Source organism: Phycicoccus avicenniae, assembly GCF_018139485.1.
In the GTDB taxonomy this organism is placed as follows: domain Bacteria; phylum Actinomycetota; class Actinomycetes; order Actinomycetales; family Dermatophilaceae; genus Phycicoccus; species Phycicoccus avicenniae.
Genome location: NZ_JAGSNF010000019.1, coordinates 98,254 through 116,266, shown reverse-complemented (window position 1 = coordinate 116,266; position 18,013 = coordinate 98,254). Strand labels below are relative to the sequence as shown.

The following is an 18,013-nucleotide window of genomic DNA, read 5'->3' as shown; positions in this document are numbered from 1 at the left end:
CATGACGTCCACCAGCAGCATCGCGGAGCGCTACGAGCAGGCGCGGGGCCTCTACCGGCACGGCGAGTACCAGGAGGCGGCGTCGCTGCTCTCGACGCTCGTCGACGAGAGCCTCCTCGCCCCGCCGCTGCACGGCACGACGGAGCTGCGGCTGCTGCTCGCCCGGGCGTACTTCCACTCCGCCCAGCTCGGCCGGTCCGAGCGGGTGACGCGCGCCGTCCTCGCCGACGACCCGGACGAGCCGTACGCGAACCTGCTGCTCGGGCGGACCCTGCAGCGGCAGGGGCGCGCCGGGGAGGCCAGGCCGCACCTCGCGATGGCCGAGCTGCTCGGCGGCTACGCCGGGGACGGCCGACTCGAGGTGCACGACCTCGGTCCGGGGGACCCGGGGGCGGCCTCGGCGGACGGCGACGCCGACCCCGACGCGGACCCGCGCGGATGACGGACTACGGGCACCCGCTCGAGTTCGGGGTCTTCCCGACCCCGGACGTCGCGAGGGCCGAGGACGTCCTCGAGATCGCCCAGCTCGCGGATGTCCTCGGGCTCGACCTCGTGAGCGTCCAGGACCACCCGTACCAGGCCCGTCACCTCGACACCTGGACCCTGCTGTCGGTCATCGGGGCCCGGACGACCGCCGTGCGCCTCGCGCCCAACGTCGCGAACCTCCCGTTGCGCCCGCCCGTCGTCCTCGCCCGGTCGGTCGCGACGCTCGACCTGCTCACCGGGGGACGCGTGGAGCTCGGGCTCGGCACCGGCGCCTTCTGGGACGCCATCGAGGCCGCGGGCGGCAGGCGGCTGTCCCCGGGTGAGGCCGTCGAGGGTCTCGTGGAGGCCGTCGAGATCATCCGGGGCCTCTGGTCCGGGCAGGGGTCCGTGCGGGTCGACGGGTCGGTCCACCGGGTCCGCGGGCTGCACGCCGGGCCGGCGCCGGCCCATCCCGTCGGCATCTGGCTCGGGGCGTACAAGCCGAGGATGTTGCGGGTCACCGGGCGGATCGCCGACGGGTGGCTGCCGAGCATGGGCTACGCCGACCCCGACGCGCTCGGACCGATGAACGCGACGATCGACGAGGCGGCGGTGGCGGCCGGGCGCGCGCCCGAGGACGTCCGGCGGCTCTACAACGTCTTCCCGGGCGGCCGGTCCGGCGGCGGGCTGGTCGGCGGACCCGCGGACTGGGTCGAGCAGCTCGCCGGGCTGACCCTCGAGCACGGGATGTCGACGTTCGTCCTCGCCGCCGACGACGAGGACCTCGTCCGGGTGTGGGCCCAGGAGGTCGCACCCGCGGTCCGCGAGGCCGTCGAGGTCGAGCGGTCGCGGGTCGCCGACGGTTCGGCCGTCGACGGGACCCGTCCTGCCGACACGGCCGGGGCCGCCGGGGTCGATGCCGGTGCGGGAGCCGCCGCCGACGGGGTCCGGGGCGCCGAGACAAGAGAACATCCCGCGACACACGAGAACGCTTCCCTTGCCTCACCGGACATTTCGGGGTCACCCCGAAATGTCGAGGCGGGTGGGGTGGTCGAGATCGGGGACCTGCGCACGACCGCCGACGACGGGACGCGGCTCACCGGCGACCTGCCGTGGGACGAGCCCGCTCGGCCGCGGTACCCCGTCCCCGACGACGGCCACGAGTACGCGCCCCACGAGCTCGCCGTCCCGCGCAACCTCGTCGCCATCCACGACCACCTGCGCGCCGAGCTCGACCAGGTCCGCGACATCGTCGACCAGGTCGCCCGGGGCGCGATGACCGTCGGTTCCGCGCGCTCCCACATCAACGCGATGACGATGCGGCAGAACCAGTGGACCCTCGGCGCCTACTGCGAGTCGTACTGCCGGGTCGTCACGCAGCACCACACGATCGAGGACGTCTCGATGCTGCCGCACCTGCGCGAGGCAGACCCGGCGGTCGGCCCCGTCGTCGACCGTCTGCAGGAGGAGCACGAGGTCATCGCGGACGTCCTCGACGACGTCGACCGGGCGCTCGTGGCCCTGGTGTCCGAGGACGACGGGGCGATGGACCGGCTGCGGCACGTCGTCGACCTGCTCACCGACGTCCTGCGCTCGCACCTGGCGTACGAGGAGCGCGAGCTCGCCCATCCGCTCGCCCGGCACGGGATGCACTGACACGCCGGGGAGCGGGCGGTCAGCGGTGGGTGCGGTGCCTGGAGGGGCGCAGCACGAGGGCCACGACGAGCCCCACCCCGACGCCGATCGCCGCCCCGGTGACGTTGTCGACGACGTCGGTGATGTCGCAGGCCCGGTCGAGGCGGGCGAAGACGAGCTGCGCCGTCTCGATCGCCACCGAGTAGCCGAGCAGGCCGACCAGCCCGAGCGGCACGAGGACCACCGCGGACCGCCAGCGCGCGAGCATCAGCGTCATGAGGGCGCCGGACGGCACGAACAGCGCCGTGTTGAGCGTCCGCTGTCCGTTGGAGAACAGCCAGAACCCCTGCGGCGCCGGTCCGCCGTAGTCGAAGGAGCACATCGTCTGCGCCTCGTCGGCCGGGACGATGCCGGGTGCCCCCGCGTACGGGATGAGGGTGACGAGCGCGACGACGACGAGCGACCAGAGGAAGCCGGCGAACGAGAACGCCCACACCGTCCCGAAGCGCCGCCGCAGGGCGGTCGCGAGGAGCAGGCACACGAGAGCGGCGACGAGCGCGCCGAGGAGCATGACGCCCACACCACCGACCGGGAACACTCGGCCGACGCTAGAGCACCCTGGCGGGTCGCCGCGGGAGGATCCACCCCGTCAGAGCGTGGTCGGACCTCCCACAGGGCGCCGCTCGCCCTGAACCGCCCGTGTGGAGCATCGTCGGCGCCATCACCCCGACGATGCTCCACACGAGCACCGCCGACGACGGAGCGAGCGGACGGGCGAGCGCGTCCCGGGTCAGCCGCGGCGGCGGCGGAGGAACCCGCGGCGCCGGCTCTCCGCCCGGGCAGCCGTCCGCACGTCCTCGGCGTGGTCGGCACGGCCGGCCACCTCACCGGCCACCGGGTCCGACCCCCCGCCCGGCGCGTCGCTGCCCGGGACGACGGACGCGACGAGCTCGAGCTTGTCGAGGACCGGCGCCGGGATGACGAACGGGTACAGGTCGTCCTTGCCCATCGAGCGGTTGATCTGGTTGAGCGCGGTCGACAGCGGGATCCACACCCCGACGACGAGGTCGCGCACGCTCGAGAACGCCGACGGGGACACCGCGAGCAGGCCCTGCTCGGCGGCGGTGTCCACGGTGTCGCAGATGTGCAGGTAGTGCGCGAAGCACTCGGCGAAGTCCTCGAACGGGTGCATCGTCGCGTAGCGGGAGATGAACCGCTCCGGCCAGTCCTCCGGCGGACCCTGCGCGTAGTGCCGGTCGATCTCCGCCTGGTAGTCGGCCCGCTCGTCCCCGAAGAGCTCGCGGTACCGGTCCCGCAGCGGGCCCTCGGTGACGAGCTGCCAGTCGTAGTAGTGCCCGACCTCGTGCCGGAAGTGGCCGAGCATCGTGCGGTACGGCTCGTCGAGCTGGACCCGGACCTTCTCGCGGCGGTCGTCCGCGGACTCGGCGAGGTCGATCGTCACGACGCCGTTCGCGTGCCCGATGACGACGTTCTCGTCGACGCTGGACAGCAGGTCGAAGGCGAGCCCGTTCTCCTCGTCCTCGTCCTTGCCGACGACCGGCAGGCCGAGGGTGTCGAGCTCGACGACGAGGTGGCGCTTGGCGGCCTCGGCGACCTGCAGCTGGGACATCCCGACCTCGTCGTCGTCCGCCGGGCGGGTGCGGGTGAGGTCGCACGCCGAGCACTGGCCGCCGCGCGATGACGCGAGCCAGGTGCAGCCGGACAGCCCGAGGTTGCAGCAGACGTGCCACACGGCGCCGGCGGCGTCGACGTACCGGCCCTTCTCGTCGAGCGGCACGATCGCCCGCTCGGCGCGGGAGAAGCCGAGGGAGGTCCCGCAGGAGACGCAGACGGAGTTCTCGAAGAACAGGCCGGCGTCGCAGACCCGGCAGCGGAAGGCACGCACCGGTGGAGTGTGTCACGGCCGGGGGGGGGGGGGCCCCCCCCCCCCCCGGCCGGGAAACGGGGCCGCACCCCGCTGACCTGCGGCGTCGGGTCTCAGCGGGTCGGGTCGCTCCCGCGCACCGTCCACTCGCCAGGGGCGGAGAAGTCGAGCCACGTCCCGTCCGGGTCCTGCTGGTCGACGCCGTCGCGGGAGTAGTCGCACACGCCGCCGGCGAAGACCTCCTGGAGCCGCTCCCACTGGGCGTCGGTCGTCTGCGGGTACTCCTCGCGATCCGGGGCCGCGAGCTCACAGGTGATGACGTCGCTCGCGACCGGCCCGCCCGCGACGATGCGCGGCGAGGCGTACGACGGGTAGAGCTCGTTGCAGCGGGTGTCGCCCTCGTAGACCTGGCGCTCGCGGATGCGCTCGCCGTCCGGGGTCCAGCACGAGTCGACGAGGTCCTTCGGGCGGCTGCGCGAGACCTTGCCGTGCTGCGACCCGGGCCGGGTGTCCTTCTGCACGGTCGCGATCCACCGGTCGATGGCGTCGAGCGCGTAGACCAGCACCGGGCTCTCGCTGTCGAACAGCCCGCGCGAGTCGTCCTCGACGAGCATCACCTGGTTGTCGGCGTCGCCGTTCGCCGCCACGAGCCGCTCGCGGGTCGAGAACGACTGGTAGCGCATGTGGATGTCGCCGCCCTCGAGGTCGTCGGTGTAGGCGCGGTAGTCGATGAGGGGCACGTCGCCGAGGCCGTTGCCGCCGTTCAGCATCCGACCCGTGCGGTAGGCGTTCTCGCGGGCGGTCGGGTCGGCCGCCGTGCGGCTCGCGGTCGGGTTCGCGTCGACGTCGATGCCGCCGACGCCGGCGTTGAGGTCGAGGAACTGGTCGGCGTCGATGACCCCGTCCTCCCACGCCTCGAGGCCGTACTGCACCCCGACGTTGTCGCTCGGGACGCGGGCGAACCCGGTCTCGGGGTCGACCCCGTAGGCGTTGCGGCCGTGGTCCCAGACCGTGCCGCGCGCGCCGTCGGGGTTGGCCTGCGCGTCGTAGCGGGCGTCGGCCGGGACGGAGGAGTCGAACTCGGCGTCCGGGTCGAGCCGGGCCGCGCCGCCGCTCTGGGCCGGCAGGGCGTTCGCGACGCCGAAGCCGGAGACGGCGGTGCGCTGGTCCTCGGTGAAGGCGTCGGGGTTGTCCTCGAACCACGTCTGCAGGACGCGGGAGTCGAAGAGCATCTGCGAGGTGCCGAAGCCGACGTCGGGGAAGCTGCAGCCGGCGATGACGCCGTCGAGCAGGCCCGGGTAGTTGTCGGCGATCTGGTGGCCCTGGTAGCTACCGCCGGAGCAGCCCCAGCCGATCGTCCAGCGCGGCGTGCCGTAGGTCTGCTCGAAGTGCCGCTTCGTCTGCGCCATGACCTCGGCGGAGAGCAGGTCGTCGCAGTTGTGGCCGAAGACGTTGAGCGAGGACGACGCGACGGCGTACCCGCGCTCGAGCATCGACGGGACGAGGACGCCACCGGTGCCGGGGCCCTGGCGGTACCAGCCGGACCGGCAGCCGCCGCCGAAGGTGTAGACGAGCTTGTCGTTCCAGCCGGGGCTGCGGGTGCCCGCGGTCGGCTCGACGTCGTCGGCGGGGTCGTCGAGCATCGCGATCTCGTAGATGCCGCGGTCCTCGGTGCCGGTCTCGACGCGGACGATGAACGGGACGCGCTCGCCCTTCACCGTCGTGTAGGCGAGGTCGTCGGGGCGGGTCTCGTCCTCGGGCAGCGGGGTGAAGCCGCCGCCGGTGCTCCGGTACACGTGGTCGACCTCGGTCGGGACCTCGCAGTCCGGGCCGGTCGACGCCGGCAGGTAGGACCCGTCGGCGGTGCGGAACTCGTCGGACTCGCAGAAGAACGGCGTCTCCCGCGGGCCGGCGAAGGCGAGTGGGTCGGCCTCGTCGGCGGCGGCCCCGGCGGGGGCGAGGGCGCCGATGCCGAGGGGGACGGCGAGGGCGAGCGGGGCGGTCCCGGCGAGCGCGCGGACACGCCGGGAGGGGCGTCGGGACGTCGGTGTCACGGGGGCTCCGGGGGTCGGGGCGCTCCCGTTTGGAAGCGCTTACATCGGATGCTGACCCTCCCTGTCTACCCCCGGGCGTGCCGGTCGGCAACCGGGGAGCGACCCGCGGGACACCGCGCACGCCGTCCCGACATCCACCGATCGATGGACGATGCCGGCGCCCACGGGACGATGCGCTCGACCTCCGCACGCTGCTCGAATGGGCCCCATGACCACACCCGAACCCCTCGTCGAGGTCATCGACCTGCGCAAGTCCTACGGCGCCGTCCGCGCGGTCGACGGCGTCTCGATGACCGTCGACCGCGGTGAGATCCACGGCGTCCTCGGCCCCAACGGCGCGGGCAAGACGACGACCGTCGAGAGCATCGCCGGCCTGCGCACCCCCGACTCCGGGACGGTCCGCGTCGCGGGGACCGACCCCGCGGCCGACCGTGCCCGGACCACCCGCCTCGTCGGGGTGCAGCTGCAGGAGGCCCGGCTCCAGCCGAAGATCCGCGTCGGGGAGGCCTTGACCCTCTGGTCGGCCCTCTACCCGGATCCGGTCCCGTGGCGCGAGCTCGCCGCCCGCCTCCGGCTCGACGGTCTGCTCGACCGTCGGTTCGACGACCTGAGCGGCGGGCAGCGGCAGCGACTGTCCATCGCCCTCGCCCTCGTCGGGCGCCCCGAGCTCGTCGTCCTCGACGAGCTGACGACCGGCCTGGACCCGCAGGCCAGGCGAGAGACCTGGAGCCTGGTCCGGGAGACCCGTGACCGTGGGACGACCGTCCTCCTCGTGACCCACTCGATGGAGGAGGCCCAGCAGCTGTGCGACCGGGTCACGGTCATCGCCGGGGGCCGGGACTGTGCGACCGGCACCCCGGCCGAGCTCGTCGGGGGAGCGGACGCCGCGACGGTGACCTCGTTCGTCCCGTCCGGCCCCCTGTCGCTCGACGAGGTGGCCGCCCTGCCGGGGGTGGCGACGGTGCGCGCCGAGGGCGACCGGGTCGTCGTCGGCGGCAGCGAGGACCTCGCCCTCGAGCTCGTCGGCTGGCTCGAGGGGCGCGGTGTCGTCCCGCGGCGGCTCCGCGTCGCCGAGGGCAGCCTCGACGACGCCTACCTGACCCTCGTTAGCGACCCGGCCGCGACGACGGAGGAGGCCACCCGATGAGCTCCGGACCGACGACGGCGCTGCTGCGCACCGAGGCACGGCTGTTCGTCCGTGAGCCCGGTGCGTGGTTCTGGATCCTCGTCTTCCCGACCGCGCTGCTGTGCGTGCTCGGTCTCGTCCCGAGCTTCCGCGAGCCGTCCCCCGACCTGGGGGGCGCCCGCGTCCTCGACCTCTACGTCCCCGTCTGTGTCCTCTTCGCCGTCCTCGTCGCGGGGGTCCAGACGATGCCGACCGTCCTCGCGACCTACCGTGAGCGCGGCATCGTCCGCCGACTGCGGACGACCCCGCTCTCACCGGCGTCGCTCCTCCTCGCGCAGGCCGTCGTCCACGCGGCCCTCGTGGTCGTCTCGGTCGTCCTCGTCCTCACCGTCGGCTGGCTCGGCTACGGCTCGCCGCTGCCGGCGCAGCCGCTCGGCTACCTCCTGGCCCTCCTCCTCGCCGTCGCGGCGATGACCGGGGTCGGAGCCCTCGTCACGGCCTTCTCGAGGACCACGAAGATCGCCGCGGCGGTGGGTAGCGTCGTCCTCTTCCCGATGATGTTCACCTCCGGGGTGTGGCTACCGGTCGCGGCGATGCCCGAAGGGCTGCAGCGGGTCGTCCTGCTGAGCCCGCTCGGTGCCGCGGCTCGGGCGCTGACGGACGCGACGGCCGGTGACGTCCCCGCGCTGGTCGACCTCGCCGTCATGGCCGGCTGGGCGCTCGTGCTCGGCGCGGCGGCGGTCCGGTGGTTCCGCTGGGAGTGACGAGGGTCCGCGCGGCTGGGACAGTGTCGTCATGAGGCGTGGCGCGGACGTCCGGCCCGGATCCAGACGTCCGGCGGCGTCCCGGTGGGAGGTGGGTCTGCCCTTCGGCCTGCTCGCCGTCGCGACGGCGGTGGCACTCGTCGCCCAGCCGGCGATGCCCCGTCGGCCCGGCGGGACGGTCCTGGTCGTCGCCCTCGTCGTCGCCACGGCCGGCTGGCTGGTGGTCGCGGCCCGGCTGCCGCGGGAGGCGGGGCCCGTTCGTGGCGCGACGTTCTGGGTGCGGACGTTCCTGGCGTTCTGCCTCACCCTGCTCAACCCGTTCTTCGCCATCTTCTCGTTCGTGGGGATGACGGACGCGTTCGACACCTTCCGGCGGCGCGGTGCGGCTCATGCGGGGTTGCTCGCGACGGCGGTCATCACCGGCGGCGCCCAGTCGGGCGGCCTGCCACCGGCGAGTGGCTGGCAGGCGGCCACCTTCGTGGGACTCGTGGCGGTGAACTTCGGTCTCGGTTCCGTCTTCGCGACGATGCACCTGGGGGTCGTCGAGGCCCGCGACGAGCATGCGGCCACCGCGGCGGACCTCACGCGGCTCAACACCGACCTGACCAGGGCCGTCGAGGAGAACGCGGCTCTGCAGCGGCGCCTCGTCGCACAGGCGAGGGAGACCGGCGTCCAGCAGGAGCGGCAGCGGCTCGCCCGCGAGATCCACGACACCCTCGCTCAGGACCTGGCCGGGATCGTCGCGCAGCTGGAGGCCGTCCGTGGCGACGGCGACCCCGTACGGGTGGCGCGAGCCCTCGACCTGGCACGAGGGGCCCTGACGGAGGCCCGCCGCTCGGTGCTCGACCTGGCCCCCGTCCCGCTCGGTTCGGCAGGACTGACCTCGGCGGTGCGCGCCGCGGCGGCGTCGTGGTCGGCGGGCGAGGGGGTCGACGTCGAGGTGCACGAGAGCGGCGACCCCGTGGAGCTCCACCCGGAGGTCGAGGCTGCCGTGCTGAGGATCGTCCAGGAGTCGCTGGTCAACGTCCGCAAGCACGCCGCGGCGACCCGGGTCGACGTGACGTTGAGCCACCTCGAGGACGAGATCCTCGTCGACGTCCGCGACGACGGTGTCGGCTTCGACGTCGCGGCGTCGCGGCGCCCGACGTCCTTCGGGCTGCGCGGGATGCGGCAGCGGGCCGAACGACTCGCGGGCGAGATGGTCGTCGAGTCCGCACCCGGCCGGGGAACCGTCGTCTCGCTCCGGCTCCCCGCGCTCGCACCTGGTGTGCTCGCATGATCCGCATCGTCGTCGCGGACGACCATCCCGTCGTCCGCGACGGCATCCGTGCCGTCCTGGACTCCGAGCCCGACTTCGAGGTCGTCGGCGAGGCCGCGGACGGACCGGCCGCGGTCGACCTCGTCGCAACCCTCGACCCGGACGTCCTCGTCGTCGACCTCCGGATGCCCGGCGGGGGCGGCGTCGATGCGGTCCGGGAGCTCGGGCGACGCGGGCTGCGGGCGGCCTCCCTCGTGCTCACGACGTACGACACCGACGCCGACACGGTCGCGGCGGTCGAGGCCGGGGCGAGGGGCTACCTCCTCAAGGACGCACCGACCGCCACGCTCCTCGACGCCGTCCGTGCGACCGCGGCGGGGGAGACGTTCCTCTCACCCGCCGTCGCGGCCCGCCTCGCCTCGCACGTGCGCACCCCTCGCCGGTCGGCGACGCTCACCGGGCGGGAGCGCGAGGTGCTGGCCCTCGTGGCGCTCGGCACGACGAACCGCGCCATCGCCACCCGGCTGCTCGTCAGCGAGGCGACGGTCAAGACCCATCTCGTCCACGTCTACGAGAAGCTCGGGGTCGTCGACCGTGCGGCTGCCGTGGCCGTGGCCTACGACCGCGGCATCCTCGGGGGGAGTGCTCCCGACCGTTCCTGAGCCGGCCGAGCGGACCACCGGGGGAGACACGGACAGGCAGCAGGGTCCCCGTCGGCCCTCCGACGGGGGTCTTCGCGGGGCCCGGCGGCTTCTGCCGGTCGGTGCGGCGGCGCCTCAGCCGCGGGCGGACTCCAGGGCGAGCAGCTGCTCCTTCGCGGCCGGCCCACCGGCGTACCCGCCGACGCCGCCGGAGGCCGGGAGCACCCGGTGGCAGGGCAGGGTGACGCAGAGCGGGTTGCCGCCGAGCGCCGTCCCGACGGCCCGCGCCGCCCGCGGCCGGTCGACGGCGGCAGCCAGCCTGGCGTACGTCGTCCGCTCCCCGTAGCCGACGGTCGTGGCGAGCCGGGTGAGGACGTCGCGCTGGAAGTCCGAGGCGAGGACGAGGTCGGTCGGTACGTCGACGAGGCGGGCACGGCCGGAGAGGTAGTCCTCGAGCGCCCGGCGGACCGCGTCGGTGTCGGCGGGGCGGCGCAGCACCCGGGGGCTCACCGCGTCGGCGACCCGCTGCAGCCACCGGTCCTCCGCGGCCCCGTCGGGCGCGTACGCGGTGGCGAGGGCCCGGCCGTCGTCGCGGACGACGAGGAGCATCCGGCCGACGGCGGTGTCGTCGACGACGTAGGAGACATCGGTGGCGGAAAGCGCCGGCGGGCGGTCCGTGGCCGGGGCGAGTGTGGCGAATGGGCTGGTCATGACGGGTCCTCGGGGTCGGAGGGAGCAGCGGCGTCGACGGGGGCGGCGGCGTCGGAGGCGGCGGTGTCGACGGGGGCGGCGGCGTCGACGGGGGCGGCGGCGTCGAGGGGGTCGACGAGGTCGAGGCGGAGGGTGGCGAGGGCGTCGCTGACGAGGCGACGGCTCATCCCGGGGGTCGTGCCGAGCGCGGCGGCGACGGCGCGGTGGTCGAGGTCGCCGACGAAGCGCAGGACGACGGCGTCCCGCTGCCGCGGGGGCAGGGCGGCGACGTGGGCCCACAGGTCGGCGTCAGGCGGCTCGGCGGGTGGCGCGACGACGGGTGCGACGGCCATCGACCCCGGGTCCTCGTGCGGGTCGCTCCGGCGGGCCCTTCGGTGGTGGTCCATCGCGCACCGGTGCGTCACCGTGAGCAGCCACGAGCGCAGGTTGCGGGCCGAGCGCAGCCGCGGGTACGCGGCGAGCGCCTGGGTCCACGCCTGCTGGGCGACGTCGTCGGCGTGGACCGGCCCGACGAGCCCGCGTGCGAGGCGGGAGACGTCGCGCCAGTGGTCGTCGACGAGCTGCTGGAACGGGGGGAGGCTCACGATGGTCCAACGGTAGGGCGCCGGAGGATGTGAGTCCCGCGTCCGGGCGGGCTCCGTCCCGCCGTCCCGGGTCACGCCGGGACGCCCCGGACCTCGGCGGGCCCCGACGCGGACGGCGCGCGGGCCCACGTCGGGCCGGGGTCGGGTCGGGGTTGGCATGATGGTCCCCGTGAGGCAGGACCCGGCGACGACGCCCCGTCCGCTCGTCGTGGCCCACCGCGGGGCCAGCGACGACGAGCCCGAGCACACCCTCGGGGCCTACCAGCGGGCGCTCGACGAGGGCGCCGACGGGGTCGAGTGCGACGTCCGGCTCACCGCCGACCACCACCTCGTCTGCGTCCACGACCGCCGCGTCGAGCGCACGTCGAACGGCGCCGGCGTCGTCTCCGCCCTCGAGCTCGCCCGGCTCGAGGAGCTGGACTGGGCCTCGTGGAAGACCCGCCCGGACGCCGCCGAGGCCCCGGACGCCGACCCCGAGCGCGGCCGCCTGCTCACCTTCCGGCGCCTGCTCGACGTCCTCGTCTCCTCCGGCGACGAGGTCCTCACCCTCGTCGAGACCAAGCACCCGACCCGGCACGGCGACGACGTCGAGAAGACGCTCGTGCAGACCTTGCGCTTCTTCGACCTCGACCGCGGGGACCGGCCCGGCGCCCCGCGGGTGCGGGTCATGTCGTTCTCGACCCGCGCCCTCCAGCGGGTGCACCGGCTGAGCCCCCGGGTGCCGCTCGTCCAGCTCGTCAAGGCGTCCAAGGGCCCGCACCTGCCGCTCGACGGGACGCTGCCGCCGGGCGTGCGCACGGTCGGCCTCGACATCGCGATCCTGCGCCGCGCCCCGCACGTCGTCGAGCGGTTCCGGCGGCACGGGAACGCGGTCTTCGTCTGGACGGTCGACGAGCAGGCCGACGCCGCCCTGTGCGCCCGGCTGGGGGTCGACGTCGTCATCACGAACCGTCCGCGGTCCGTCATGCGCACCCTCGTGCCCACCCGTTAACGTGGCCGGGTGACCACCGAGGACACCGCACGGACCACCGACGGCGGGCTCACCGTCACCGAGACGTCGGGGCCGGGCACCGACTCCGTCATCTGCACGATGCGCGTCCCCGCCGACGCCTCCTCCGTCGCACCGGTCCGCCACGAGATCGTCCGTGACCTCGAGGAGCGCGACCTGCCGGAGGACCTCGTCGGGGAGGCCGAGATCGTCGCCTCCGAGCTGCTGACCAACGCGGTCCGGCACGCCCGTCCGCTGTCGGACGGCACGATCCGGGTCCGGTGGAAGATCCGCGGCGACGTCGTCGAGGTCGAGGTGACCGACGGCGGCGGGACGACCGTCCCCACCCCCGCGCCGCGCACCGTCTGGCTGCAGTCCGGCCGCGGGCTGCGGATCGTCCGGTCGCTCGCCCACGAGTGGGGCGTCACCGAGGACCGCACCGGCAACGTCGTCTGGGCGACCCTCGGCGGCCCCAGCCGGCGCCGCGCGACCTGACCGCTCGCGCCACCTGACCGCTCGGGCCACCCGACCCGCCGACCGCGCCGGCCTGCGCCGGACCGCGGCGGCCGGACGACCACCCCACGGCCAGTAGGGTGGCGCGCATGGGCAAGGCATCCCGACGCTCCCGCGAGCGCACGCAGACCCGCCGGAAGCCGGCACCGTTCGAGCCCCGTCCCTTCGCCGGGCTCCCGAACGAGACGGACTGGGTGGCGCTGCGCGAGATCCTCCCGGCCGCCACCGCGGTCGTCACGCTCCAGGCCGACCGCGTGCCGGACGGCGCACCGACCGAGGCCACCGTCGCCACCGTGCTGCCGCTCGCCTGGCCGGGCCTGCACCGGGCCGACGGGACCGTCCTCATCGGCACCCAGTCCGGCAACTCCAGCGGCGACGCCTCCCGCGACCTCGCCGCCCAGCTCCTCGCGGCGCTCTCCGCGGAGGAGGGCCACCCCGTGACGTCCGCGGCGCAGGTCGACGCCGACAGCCCGCGGCTGCAGGACCTCCTCGCGGACGACAGCACGTTCGACGTCACCGTCCACGAGGGCTTCGACTTCTGGGTCGGTGAGCAGGACCTCGAGGGCGACGCGAAGGCCTCGCTCGAGCGCGCCAACGAGACCGTCGTCCCGACGGTCGCGCTCACCTCGCTGCCGTCGGCGTACTGGGTCCGGATCGGCGACCGCGCGCACGTCCGGCTCGTCCTGCCCGAGGACGAGGACGCCGCGACCGACGCGCTCGCCCGTCTGCACGCCGCGGGCGACGACACCCTCGGCGAGGGCACCCGGCTCCTCGGTGCCTTCCGGGCCTGCGGCCTGCTCGTCCCGGTCTGGGACCTCGACCCGGACGCCGAGCCGGAGACCCACGAGGACGCCCTCGCGGCCTGGGGCGAGCGCTACCGCGCCGCGCTCACCGACGCCGCCCTGACCCCGGAGGAGCGTCGCGCCCGCTCCGGGCTGCTCAGCCGTCAGGTCACGCTGCGCTGATGTCCCCGACCCGGGTCGCGGCCGTCGTCCCGTGCAAGGACGAGGCCGACCGCATCGCCGCGACGGTCCGCGCCGTCGCCGCGCTGCCGGCCGTCGGGCGGGTCGTCGTCGTCGACGACGGGAGCACCGACGCGACGGCCGCCGTGGCCCGGGACGCCGGCGCCGACGTCGTCCGACACGAGCGCAACCGGGGCAAGGCCGCAGCCCTCGGCACCGGCGTCGCCCACGTCCGCGGCCTCGAGCGCACGGCCGGGGAGGACCCCGCCCCGCTCCTCTTCGTCGACGGCGACCTCGAGGGGACCGCCGCCGAGCTCGGCGTCCTCACCGACGCCGTCCTCTCCGGCGAGGCGGCGATGACGATCGCCACCCTCCCCGCCCAGCTGACGAGCGGCGGCGGTCGCGGTCTCGTCGTCGGGCTGGCTCGCGACGGGATCGAGCGCCTCACCGGGTTCCGCGCCGTCCAGCCCCTGTCCGGGATGCGGTGCCTCACCCCTCGGGCCTACGACGCCGCCGCGCCCCTGGCCCGCGGCTGGGGAGTCGAGACCGCCCTCACGGTGGACGTCCTGCGGGCCGGGCTCACCGTCCTCGAGGTCCCCTGCGAGCTGCAGCACCGGGTGAGCGGCGCGGACTGGCGCGGACAGCTGCACCGCGCCGGGCAGTATCGCGACGTGTGGCTCGCCCTGGTCCGACGCGGCTGGCGGCCGTGGCACAGGGGCTGACGACCGCGGACACCACCGCGGACGGTCCCACCCGACGGAGACGGCCGCGGCCCGAGGTCGCGCGTCGCGTCACCCTCACCGTCTCGCTCCTCCTCCTGCTGCTCGTCGGCCTCTCCCGCCCGAACGCCGCCCAGCCCGACCTGCTCCCCCGCGGCTGGGCCCCGGGCCCGGTCCTGCCGGTCTCGCTCGACCCGGCGGTCCTCACCGCGCTCCTCTGGGCCGCCTACGCGCTGGCGGCGGTCACCCTCCTGCTCGCGACGCGGACCCTGCCCGGGCCCCTGCGCGGCTGGCGGGTGCCCGGGCTGCTCGGCGCGGTCACCCTCCTCGCCGCACCCTTCGGGTCCGCCGACCACGTCAACTACCTCGCGTACGGGCGCATCCTCGTCACCGGCGGCGACCCGTGGCTCGTCTCGCCGGTCGAGTGGGGTGGGGGCGCCGACCCGGTGACGAGCCGGGTCGAGGAGCCGTGGACCGAGGAGCCGAGCGTCTACGGGCCGGCGGGCACGGCGGTCTTCGGCGTCGCGGCGCGGCTCGGCGGCGAGAACCTGCGGGAGGGGGTCTGGGTCTGGCAGCTCGTCCTCGTCCTCGCCTGGCTCGCGGTCCGGGCGGCGCTGCGGGCGACCCTGCCGGCGGACCGGCACGGCCGGGTCGACGTGTTCTGGACCCTCAACCCGTTCGTCGTCGGCGTCGGCGTCCTCGGTGCGCACGTCGACGTGCTCGCCGCCGCGTTCGTCCTCGCGGCCGTCCTCGCCGCGGCGCGCCTGCCGGGGACCCCGGGGGCGCTGCTCGCCGGGGCCCTCGTCGCGCTCGCCGGGTCGACGAAGGTGACCTACGCCGTCGCGGCGGTGGCCCTCGCGGTCGGCTGGTGGGTCGTCGGGGGGCCGATGGCGGCGCTGCGGCGCAGCGCCGTGCTCGTCCTCGGGGCGCTCGTCATCGCCGGGCCGCTGCACCTGTGGGCCGGGGAGCACGTGTACGACCAGCTCGACCGGTCGCGCCAGGCCGTCTCGCTCGCGACCCCCTGGCGGCTGCTGCTCGACGCGGTCGACACGGTGGGCCCGTTCGGCGTGCGCGACGTCATCGGGGTCGGCGCGGCCGTGCTGGCCGTCGTCCTCGCGCTCGCCCTCACCCGCGCGACCGCCCCGGACCCCGGCACGCCCACGGCGTCCGTCGCGCGGAGCGCAGACCTCCCGCCCGCGGCGACGCGTTCCTCGGCCGGTCCGGACGCGTTCGCCCCGCTCGTGCTGCGGGTGCTCGTCGTCCTGCACCTCGCGTACTCGCTCGCGGCCTCCTACTCGCTGCCCTGGTACGACGCCGTCGTGTGGGCCGCCCTGCCCGCGCTCGCCGCGTCGGCCGTCGACGTGCTCGCCGTGCTGCGCGGGCTCGTCGCGGCGCTCGCCTACGTCCCCGGCCGGGTGCTCGGGATGACCCCCGGCGTCGAGGAGGTGACCCTCGGCTTCCGGGCGGACGTGGCCCCGTTCCTCGTCGCGGCGCTCTGGGTGCTCGCCGTCAGGCTGGGCGTCCGCGGCGGCCGCGCCGGGTCGAGGAGCCGTCCTGCGCCTCGCGGAGCACCACCGCCAGGGTGAGCGAGACGAGCAGGGGGACGGCGAGGGTGGCGCCGACCGCGGGGATGGCGACGCCGGAGTCGTTGATCGCGAACCCGATCGTCAGGGTGAGCACGAGCGCGACGAGCCCCGCGCGCAGCGTCGGGGCCTGCTCCTGGGCCCGGGCCAGTGCCCGCGAGCCCCAGGACGAGGGACGGGCGAGGACGACGACGAGCACGACGAGCGCCACCGGGACGAGCAGGCTGAGCGGCGCCCCGTCGACGAGCAGCCGGTAGTTCTGCTCCGCCTTGCGGACGACGACGTCGTCGGCGGTGCCGTCGAGCACCGACTGGACGAACCGCCCGAGGTGGCTGCGGGAGGACGGCTCGCGCAGCCAGTCCCCGATGGATACGGCGAGGAAGAGGCCGACGACCGACGCCGCGACGAGCGCCCACCGGCGCCACGTCATCCGGATGCCGAGGACGGCGACGACGAGCAGGACGACGCCGGGGACGAGGGCCGGCGGTCCGCCCCCGTCGGCCCCCCACCACGGGGCGCCGTTGACGACGACGGCGACGGCCCCGATGACGGCGACCGCCACGGCCGCCGCGGTCCGCAGCCCGCGGCGCACGAGGACCGACGACACGGTCGTCGCGAGGAGCAGCGCGGCCGTCGCGAAGAGCGCGAAGGTCGGGTTGCTCATCCCGTAGAAGCGTCCGGCGACGACGGGCTGCAGCCCCATGAGCGAGGACAGCTGGAGCCGCGAGCCGGTGACGACGTCGACGGCGAGCACCCCCATCGTCACGGCCGCGACGAAGGCGGGCGGGCCGAGCGGGCTGCGGGCCCACGGCCCTCGGAGGGCGAGGGTCGCGACGAGTGCCGCGAAGCCCCCGACGACGGCGGTGACGGCGACGATCTCGACGGGGAACCGCCACCACGGCACGAGGTTCGCGAGGAAGGTCGAGGCCGGGACGGACGCGGCGAGGACCGACAGCGCGCGCACCCGGGACACGACGGTCGTCCGGGTCGACTCGGCGCCGAGGCGGCCCTTCCACACGAGCAGGACGAGCACGTAGACGAGCAGCTGCCCGTAGGCGAAGACCTGGAAGAACGGCTCGACGAGGTCGTTCACGTCGTGGCTCGCCTCGTCGAGGTCGCGCAGGGTCTGCAGCCGCTCGTCCGCGCGGGCCTGGGAGTTGTCCGCGGCCGGCTGGCTCGTCAGCGGGGTGCCGGTGGCCTCGGCGGGCACCTCGAGCCCGACGGCGTCCAGGACGGTCGCGGTGAGGTCGGGCGACTGGACGAGACCGACCTGGCGGGTCGAGCGAGACTCCAGCGTGCCCGGCCCGAACCCCGGGCCCCGGGCCAGCACCATCCGCAGCCGCTCGGTGCGACCGGCGTCGGCGAGGCTCGCGACGAGGTAGTCCGCACCGTTCGGTCCGGCCGCGAGGACCTCGCCGATCCGGGCGTCGACGGCCCGCAGCTGGTCCTCGCGGGAGGCGGAGACGAAATCCCCCGACGTGGTGTCGTCCGGGTCGCGGACGACGCCGACGTCGACGAGCGTCACGGGGCAGCCGTTGAGGGCGACGAGCAGGTCGTCGGTGTCCAGCGGTGCCCACCGGTCGACGGTGCCGTCGGGCAGCGCCGCCCCGGCGGCGGCGTACCGGCCGACGCCCTGGAGGCACAGGCCGGCCCCGTCGACCTCCTCGGCGAGCAGCCCGAGGCGGGTGTCGAAGCGCTGCTGCTCCGCGTGCTCAAGGTAGGACGGCCACGACGGGATCGCGTCGTCGACGACGCTCGGCGCCCCGGGGCAGGGCCGGTCGGCCGGGTCGGGGGCCTCGCCGTCGCGGGGGGCGGCCGCCCGGGAGCCGGCGGACAGGCCGAGCCAGCCGTCGGCCGGGCACGTGTTGTCGTAGACCGAGCGGGCCGCGAGGGCGGCCGACGAGCCGTCGCGGAGCATGAGCCAGAGGTTCGGCGTCGTCTCCTGGGAGACGTCGGACCAGCTGATGCCGCCGGTGCCGACGACGACGACCGCTCCCGGCACGTCGTCCGCCCGGGCCTGGCCCGAGCCGAGCACCGCGACGCCCACTCCCCCGAGCGTCGCGAGGAAGGCCAGCGCGACGGCCAGGGCTCGGTGGGTCACGCCGCACAGGGTATGCGAGCGAGT

The 18,013-nt window shown here is 75.3% G+C and carries 17 protein-coding genes; 11 read left to right on the top strand and 6 right to left on the bottom strand.

Annotated features, from left to right (window positions below; genetic code table 11):
• Position 1: 1 nt before the first annotated feature.
• The gene (locus KC207_RS13400; protein ID WP_211603806.1) at positions 2-442 is read left to right on the top strand and encodes a tetratricopeptide repeat protein; all 441 of its coding nucleotides are present in this window, start codon (positions 2-4) and stop codon (positions 440-442) included.
• Entirely contained in the window at positions 439-2,121 is a 1,683-nt protein-coding gene (locus KC207_RS16950) for an LLM class flavin-dependent oxidoreductase (protein WP_249138739.1), read from the top strand. The genes KC207_RS13400 and KC207_RS16950 overlap by 4 nt, the downstream gene beginning before the upstream one ends.
• A gap of 19 nt (positions 2,122-2,140) precedes the next feature.
• On the opposite strand, the gene KC207_RS13385 is transcribed toward KC207_RS16950, so the two are convergent.
• The 3 genes from KC207_RS13385 to KC207_RS13375 form a co-directional block, all read right to left on the bottom strand.
• On the bottom strand, positions 2,141-2,698 hold the full coding sequence (locus KC207_RS13385) for a VanZ family protein (protein WP_211603805.1): 558 nt from the start codon (positions 2,696-2,698) through the stop codon (positions 2,141-2,143).
• 192 nt (positions 2,699-2,890) lie between these two features.
• On the bottom strand, positions 2,891-4,006 hold the full coding sequence (locus tag KC207_RS13380) for a zinc-binding metallopeptidase family protein (RefSeq protein WP_211603804.1): 1,116 nt from the start codon (positions 4,004-4,006) through the stop codon (positions 2,891-2,893).
• 92 nt (positions 4,007-4,098) lie between these two features.
• A complete protein-coding gene (locus KC207_RS13375; protein WP_211603803.1) occupies positions 4,099-6,039 on the bottom strand; it encodes a DUF6351 family protein in 1,941 nt (646 codons plus the stop codon).
• Between the two features lie 208 nt (positions 6,040-6,247).
• Between KC207_RS13375 and KC207_RS13370 the strand changes: the two genes are divergently transcribed.
• From KC207_RS13370 to KC207_RS13355, 4 genes are read left to right on the top strand one after another with little or no spacing between them, the layout of a single operon-like run.
• Positions 6,248-7,186: an ABC transporter ATP-binding protein gene (locus KC207_RS13370; protein WP_211603802.1), complete on the top strand. Its 939-nt coding sequence runs from the start codon at positions 6,248-6,250 to the stop codon at positions 7,184-7,186.
• On the top strand, positions 7,183-7,929 hold the full coding sequence (locus tag KC207_RS13365) for an ABC transporter permease (protein WP_211603801.1): 747 nt from the start codon (positions 7,183-7,185) through the stop codon (positions 7,927-7,929). The genes KC207_RS13370 and KC207_RS13365 overlap by 4 nt, the downstream gene beginning before the upstream one ends.
• A 31-nt stretch (positions 7,930-7,960) precedes the next feature.
• The gene (locus KC207_RS13360; protein ID WP_211603800.1) at positions 7,961-9,208 is read left to right on the top strand and encodes a sensor histidine kinase; all 1,248 of its coding nucleotides are present in this window, start codon (positions 7,961-7,963) and stop codon (positions 9,206-9,208) included.
• Positions 9,205-9,849, top strand: coding sequence for a response regulator (locus tag KC207_RS13355; RefSeq protein ID WP_211603799.1), 645 nt, complete (start codon positions 9,205-9,207; stop codon positions 9,847-9,849). The genes KC207_RS13360 and KC207_RS13355 overlap by 4 nt, the downstream gene beginning before the upstream one ends.
• 114 nt (positions 9,850-9,963) lie before the next feature.
• Here KC207_RS13355 and KC207_RS13350 read toward each other — a convergent pair whose 3' ends face one another.
• On the bottom strand, positions 9,964-10,539 hold the full coding sequence (locus KC207_RS13350; RefSeq protein ID WP_211603798.1) for a methylated-DNA--[protein]-cysteine S-methyltransferase: 576 nt from the start codon (positions 10,537-10,539) through the stop codon (positions 9,964-9,966).
• The gene (locus KC207_RS13345) at positions 10,536-11,123 is read right to left on the bottom strand and encodes an RNA polymerase sigma factor (protein ID WP_211603797.1); all 588 of its coding nucleotides are present in this window, start codon (positions 11,121-11,123) and stop codon (positions 10,536-10,538) included. The genes KC207_RS13350 and KC207_RS13345 overlap by 4 nt, the downstream gene beginning before the upstream one ends.
• 169 nt (positions 11,124-11,292) lie before the next feature.
• On the opposite strand from KC207_RS13345, the gene KC207_RS13340 reads away from it, so the two are divergent.
• From KC207_RS13340 to KC207_RS13320, 5 genes are all read left to right on the top strand, one after another.
• Positions 11,293-12,114, top strand: coding sequence for a glycerophosphodiester phosphodiesterase (locus tag KC207_RS13340; RefSeq protein ID WP_211603796.1), 822 nt, complete (start codon positions 11,293-11,295; stop codon positions 12,112-12,114).
• Positions 12,115-12,123: 9 nt separating this feature from the next.
• A complete protein-coding gene (locus tag KC207_RS13335) occupies positions 12,124-12,606 on the top strand; it encodes an ATP-binding protein (RefSeq protein WP_437179136.1) in 483 nt (160 codons plus the stop codon).
• 107 nt (positions 12,607-12,713) lie between these two features.
• Complete coding sequence (locus tag KC207_RS13330; protein ID WP_211603795.1) at positions 12,714-13,589, top strand: DUF5926 family protein; 876 nt, start codon at positions 12,714-12,716, stop codon at positions 13,587-13,589.
• Positions 13,589-14,308, top strand: coding sequence for a glycosyltransferase (locus KC207_RS13325; RefSeq protein WP_211603794.1), 720 nt, complete (start codon positions 13,589-13,591; stop codon positions 14,306-14,308). Before KC207_RS13330 ends, KC207_RS13325 begins: the two co-directional genes overlap by 1 nt.
• Entirely contained in the window at positions 14,293-15,891 is a 1,599-nt protein-coding gene (locus KC207_RS13320; protein WP_211603793.1) for an MptA/MptB family glycosyltransferase, read from the top strand. The genes KC207_RS13325 and KC207_RS13320 overlap by 16 nt, the downstream gene beginning before the upstream one ends.
• On the opposite strand, the gene KC207_RS13315 is transcribed toward KC207_RS13320, so the two are convergent.
• Positions 15,815-17,989: a hypothetical protein gene (locus KC207_RS13315; RefSeq protein ID WP_211603792.1), complete on the bottom strand. Its 2,175-nt coding sequence runs from the start codon at positions 17,987-17,989 to the stop codon at positions 15,815-15,817. The two genes, KC207_RS13320 and KC207_RS13315, sit on opposite strands and share 77 nt — an antisense overlap.
• Positions 17,990-18,013 lie beyond the last annotated feature (24 nt).